This window comes from Streptomyces graminilatus (assembly GCF_001418565.1).
Taxonomy (GTDB): domain Bacteria; phylum Actinomycetota; class Actinomycetes; order Streptomycetales; family Streptomycetaceae; genus Streptomyces; species Streptomyces graminilatus.
In genome coordinates this window covers 430-6,212 of sequence record NZ_LIQQ01000538.1, presented here as the reverse complement: position 1 = coordinate 6,212, position 5,783 = coordinate 430, and the positions used below count along the sequence as shown (strand labels likewise).

The window sequence follows — 5,783 nt, the reverse complement described above, 5'->3', positions numbered from 1 at the left end:
CGGCAGCATCTGATGTGTATAAGAGCCAGCCACCCCCCCCCCCGGCCCCGCCCGGCATCCCGCTCAGGCCCCGAACTGTTTGCGCAGGCCCTTGATGATCGCGAGTGTCTGCTCCACGCCTGGTCGTGAGGGGTGGTCGGCGGGGAGGCCTCGCAGTCCGCGTGCGTACATGTCCTCCGCCGCGTCCAGGTGTTCGCGGTGTCCGAGCTGTACGAGTCCGAGGAGCGCGCCGCCGAGGTTGACGAGGCGGGTCGAGTGCATCCGGTGGTCCTCAGGCGTGTCGCGCAGTGCGGCACGGGCGTGTTCGGCGGCTTCCTCCAGGATGGCGGCGTCGTTGTTGACGCGTCCTTTGCGGAGCAGGGAGTTGCCGAGGTTGGACACCTGCGAGAGGCGGTCATCGTTCTGCCCGGCGGCGCGCACCGGCATGATGTCCAGGCAGCCGCGGTACAGGGCGATGGCCTCGTCGATGGACTCCTCGCCCTTGGTGGTGTCGTAGACCTCCTGGAGCGCGGTGGCCAGGGAGGACATGTGCCGGGCGAGCGCCGGGTCGCCGGGCGGGGACTTGTCGACGGCCTGGCGGCCGTAGTCGACGGACTTGATCAGGTCGGGGGCGGACCGGTCCCGTTCCCAGCTCAGCCGGTGCAGCATGCACAGCGAGGAGAGGCCGGAGACATGGCGGATGTCGTTGACCGGGTAGACCTCCACGGCCAGTTGGGCGGCCAGGATCGAGCCGCGCAGCAGCTTCGGGTCGCCGATGCGGCCGTACGCCAGCCGCAGGTCGTCGGAGACGCCGAGGGGTTCGAGGCTCTCCTCCTCGGCCTCGGCTTCCGACGTGCGGTCGCCCCTCGACTTCGATCTGCCGAACCATCTGGCCATGCGGCGGCTCCCCCTCAAAGCTTTTCGAAGCTTTTCAAAGCTTTCGTCGTTCTCATTTCCCTCAATCCCCCCGATTCGGCTGTCAAACCCCCTATGCCGCAGGCAAGTTCAGCTCCGCACGCGAGTCGAGGTGCCGGGCGGGTTCAGCCCTTGCTGACCGCGGCCAGGATCTCCGGCAGCCGCCGTGCCGTCTGCGGGGCCGACAGCCGCAGTCCGAGGTATACGAGCAGGGCGCCGTATCCGGCGCCGACGGGCGGCAGCAGCCAGCTCCACCGGTCGCCGCCCGCCTCGACGCTCAGCCAGATCGTGAGGGCGATGACGGGAGCGCACAGCAGGACCGCCCCGATCATGCCGCCGAAGATCGCGGCCGTGGCGAGCCCGGACTGACCGGGGGCGACGTTCCGGTAGCCCTCCTGCGGAATGGAGTACGGGAACCGGGCCGACGACCAGGTTCCGGCCGCCAGCATCGCCCCGAGCAGCGCGAGGGACAGCCCGAGCGCCTTCGGCAGACCGGCCCAGTCGTGGAGCAGCGCGGTGGTCACCACGACCACGAGGACGGTGTACGGCAGGCTGATCAGCAGTATCGCCAGTGCCCGGCCGCGCAGTTCGGCGCGCGCGTCCCGGGTGGACGAGATCGTCATCGCGACCAGCCAGAAGGCGGAGCTGTCCTGGCCGAACTGGTTGTACATCTGGACGCCGAGCATCCCGGCCGCGAAGCAGGCGAAGTAGACCGAACCGGTGCCCTTCAATACGTTGAACACCGGCACGAGCAGCCCGATCACCAGCGAAGTCGCCCACGCGGCCTTGGTCTTCGGGTCCCGCCAGGTATAACGCAGGCTCCGTTCCATGACGGTCCCGGTACGCCCGTCGGGCAGCAGCCGCGCGAGTCCGCCGGACCTCCGCTCCCGTTTTCCGGCGGGCTCGGCGGCCTGGAGCGTGGACCCGTCGGGCGAGGTCATCAGCCGGGTCAGGGTCCGCGACCAGACGCCCAGCAGCAGGACCAACGCCGCCGCGCTGAGCGCGAACTGGGCGAGCCCTGCCCCGTACTCCCCCTCGCTCACCGAGTGCACCGCCCCGAGGGCGGAGGCGGGCGGCACCCAGGCCAACACGTCGGCGACCGGGTCGAGTTCACCGAGTCCCGCCGAACCGAGCTGCTGCATACCGAAGTTGGCGAGCTGTGCCCCGATCCCGACGACCAGTCCGCTGAGCAGGGCGAGATCGCGCCCCCTGCGGCTGCTGAGCAACCGGATGTTGGCGGCGGCGACCGCCCGCGCGAGCGCCACGCAGACGAGCAGCGCGAGGGGCACGGCGGCGAGCGACACGACGAACGCCGCCGCACCGTGCGCCAGGGCGATCGCCGACCCGGCGAGCAGGGACAGCGTGAACAGCGGCCCGACGCCGACGAGCGAGGCCACGAGCAGCGCCCGGACCAGCGGCCGGGGCCGCAGCGGGAACATCACCAGCCTGGTCGGATCGAGGGTCTCGTCCCCGCTGGGAAAGAACAGCGGCATGAAGGCCCAGCCCAGCGCCATGGCGGCGAGCAGCAGGACGGTGACGGACGCGGCGTGCGCGTTGCCGCGCAGGACGACCAGCGCGAGGAACTGGAACGCGGCGAACACCGACACGAGGACAAGGGTGGTGATGTACGTGGTCCGTCGCACCGGGGACTGCCGCAGCCCGTTGCGCAGCAGCGACAGCTTCAACGCCACGAAGACGGCGGTGACCGACTCTTCTCCCTTGGTCCCCTCTTCCCCCGTCATCGGGCGCCGCCGCCCAGCCAGTCGAGGTGGGATCCGTGGTCGCGTCCGCCCGCGCCGACGAGTTCGAGGAACGCCTCCTGGAGCGAGGACGCCTCGCCCCGCACCTCGGCCAGCGGGCCGTGCGCCCGGATCCGTCCCGCCGCCATCACCGCGACCCAGTCGCACAGCGACTCGACCAGCTCCATGACGTGGGAGGAGAAGACGACCGTGGCGCCGGAGGTCGTGTACCGCTCCAGCACGCCCCGGATGATCTGCGCGGACACCGGGTCCACGCCCTCGAACGGCTCGTCGAGGAACAGGACTTCGGGATTGTGGAGGAGAGCGGCTGCCAGCCCGATCTTCTTGCGCATGCCGGTCGAGTAGTCGACGACGAGCTTGTGCTGGGCGCCGGCCAGGTCGAGGACGTCGAGGAGCTGGCCGGCCCGCTTGTCGACCTCGGCGCCGGGCAGACCGCGCAACCGCCCGGAGTAGGCGAGGAGTTCACGCCCGGACAGCCGCTCGAAGAGCCGAAGCCCTTCGGGCAGCACCCCGATCCGCGCCTTGACGCCGACGGGGTCGCGCCACACGTCGTGGCCCGCGATCTCCACGGTGCCGTGGTCGGGCCGCAGCAGCCCGGTCACCATCGAGAGGGTGGTCGTCTTCCCGGCCCCGTTCGGCCCGACGAGCCCGACGAACTTCCCGGCAGGCAGCTCCAGATCGATCCCGGCGACGGCGACCTGATCCCCGAACTGCTTCCAAAGCCCCTGCACCCGCACGGCAACCCCATCAACCATGCGAGGAGCCTAAGTCCTGGGGTCAGGAAAGCCGCAGGCTTTTGAGGCCGCGATCAATCGCAGGCCTTTGGGGCCGCGGGCACCGCAGGCCTTCAGGGGCGCGGGACTGTGTCCGATCTGCGGCTCCGCCGCGGGGCGGGACCAGCCACGACCGGCCCGCAGCCGCTACTCAAACCGAAACCAGGCACCCCATGAGGCAAGTTACCGATCCCGCCCACAGGCATAGGCAAGCGGCGAGATCAACTCCTCCGCATCCGGCAGCCACCGATTGGCGGGCGTAGGCCGGCAGGCCCACTGCACGGCCCCCCGAGACGCGTACCGAGTCGGCGGCGCCGCCACATACGCCCCCTCGCCCAGCGCGACCAGATCCAGCGACGCGGGCGCCCACCCCAACTTGCGCACCAGATCAGGCACCTTCACCGACGCCCCCGGCAGCACGAAGAACCGCATCCGCCGGTCCGGCGTCAACATCACCGGCCCGAGCGTCAGTTCCATCCGCTCCATCCGCGCCAGCGCGAGGAACCCGGCCGTCTCGGGCACGTCGATCGCATCGAACGTATGGCCGGTCGGCAGCAGGATCGACGCCGTCGGCTGGTCGGTCCACAGCCGGCGCGCGACGGTCGCGCTGCCCGTGGCCTGCGTCACCCAGTCGGGGCGCGTCGGGTGTGCGCCGGGCAGAGCGCACGCGGTGTCGCCGCAGGAGCAGCGCTGCACCCCGTCGACTGCTTCCAGCCACGTACCGGGAAACACGTCCCAGTGGCGCTCTTCGGCGTAACGGACGGCGGTTTCCAAGAGGGATTCGCCGCGTTGCTTGGGGATTTGGGCAGCATCAGGGCCCGCGATGGTCTCTTCCACAGTGAGGACAACTCTAGTGGGAATCATGAGTTACGCATGTCACATGCGCGGGGGAGGGGCATCGATTCGGCATCCGGGGCGCATGGATGCACCGGCGGGGGCGCGCGGGAGGATCCAGGTCGGGGCTGGGTAGGCAGGGGAGGGGCCGGGCATCCGCCTTTACCCCGGCAATCCGCACATGTCCCGCATTGCGCGCATTGTCGGCAAGTTTGTGGGGCACTGATCTTCAGGGCCGGAACTCCCCGCCGCACTCGCCCGCTCGCCGGGCCGCGTACGGAAGGGGTTCCGGACATGGAAGACACGTCAACTCGGTGCGTGGGCACGCCACCGCAGCCACAGGGGGTACTCCATGGCCGCAAGGCCACTCGTCGCGCGGCAGCCGAACGAACGGTTGCAGGCGCTCATCCAGGAAGCGGGCTGCTCGAACGCCGGGCTGGCCCGCCGGGTCAACATGTGCGGCGCGGAGCACGGCCACGATCTGCGGTACGACAAGACGTCCGTCGCGCGCTGGCTGCGCGGACAGCAGCCCCGGGGCCGGGCGCCCGCGATCATCGCGGAGGCCCTCGGCCGCAAGCTGGGCCGTACGGTCACGATCGACGAGATCGGCATGGCCAACGGCAAGAACCTCGCCTCGGGCGTCGGACTCCAGTTCTCCCCGACCGTCCTCGGCGCCATCGAGCAGGTGTGTGAGCTGTGGCGCAGTGACGTGGGCCGGCGGGACTTCCTCTCCGGTTCGTCCGTTGCCGCGTCCGCACTCGTGGAGCCCAGCCGCGACTGGCTGATCTCGTCCCCCGACTCCCAGGTGGCGCGCCAGGCGGGTCCCCGTGTGGGGCCGTCGGACGTGGCGGCGGTGCGCGCGATGACGCAGGCGCTCACCGACCTTGACCACCAGTTCGGCAGCGGGCATGTGCGTCCGGTCGTCGTGCACTACCTCAACAGTGTCGTCTCCGGGCTGCTGGCGGGCTCGTACCGGGAGGCGGTCGGCCGCGACCTCTTCGCCGCCGTCGCCCGGCTGACCGAACTCGCCGGGTACATGGCCGTCGACACCGGCCAGCCGGGACTCGCCCAGCGCTACTACATCCAGGCGCTCCGGCTGGCCCAGGCCGCCGGGGACCGGGGGTACGGAGGGTACGTGCTCGCCGCGTCCATGAGCCATCTCGCCGCGCAGCTCGGCAACCCCCGGGAGATCGCCCAGTTGGCGCGGGCGGCGCAGGAGGGGGCGCGCGGCAGGGTCACCCCGCGCGCGGAGGCGATGTTCCTCGCCGCCGAGGCACGTGGGCACGCCCTGATGGGCGACGCGCGGGCGGCCCAGATCGCGTCGGGGCGCGCGGTCAACGCGCTGGAGTCGGCCGATCCGGAGTCCGGGGACGACCCGGTGTGGATCGCGCACTTCGACCGGGCCTACCTCGCCGACGAACTGGCCCACTGCCACCGTGACCTCGGCCAGGCCGAGGCGGCGGCGCGGTGCGCGCGCGAGTCGCTCGACGGCCACCCCGAGACCCGGGCCCGGCGCCGGGCC

5 protein-coding genes are annotated in these 5,783 nt (G+C 71.1%); 1 reads left to right on the top strand and 4 read right to left on the bottom strand.

Annotation, left to right across the window (positions count from 1 at the left end; translation table 11 throughout):
• Positions 1-63: 63 nt before the first annotated feature.
• The 4 genes from AOK08_RS35540 to AOK08_RS35525 form a co-directional block, all read right to left on the bottom strand.
• Positions 64-876: a hypothetical protein gene (locus AOK08_RS35540; protein WP_055533686.1), complete on the bottom strand. Its 813-nt coding sequence runs from the start codon at positions 874-876 to the stop codon at positions 64-66.
• Positions 877-1,019: 143 nt separating this feature from the next.
• A complete protein-coding gene (locus AOK08_RS35535) occupies positions 1,020-2,636 on the bottom strand; it encodes a hypothetical protein (protein ID WP_055533684.1) in 1,617 nt (538 codons plus the stop codon).
• Complete coding sequence (locus AOK08_RS35530) at positions 2,633-3,409, bottom strand: ABC transporter ATP-binding protein (protein WP_055533682.1); 777 nt, start codon at positions 3,407-3,409, stop codon at positions 2,633-2,635. Before AOK08_RS35530 ends, AOK08_RS35535 begins: the two co-directional genes overlap by 4 nt.
• 201 nt (positions 3,410-3,610) lie before the next feature.
• Positions 3,611-4,264 (bottom strand): bifunctional DNA primase/polymerase, encoded by a 654-nt coding sequence (locus AOK08_RS35525; protein ID WP_241827231.1) that lies wholly within the window; start codon positions 4,262-4,264, stop codon positions 3,611-3,613.
• A gap of 349 nt (positions 4,265-4,613) precedes the next feature.
• Between AOK08_RS35525 and AOK08_RS35520 the strand changes: the two genes are divergently transcribed.
• A partial coding sequence (locus tag AOK08_RS35520) for an NsdA family TPR-like regulatory protein (RefSeq protein WP_241827230.1) occupies positions 4,614-5,783 on the top strand: 1,170 nt, incomplete at its 3' end.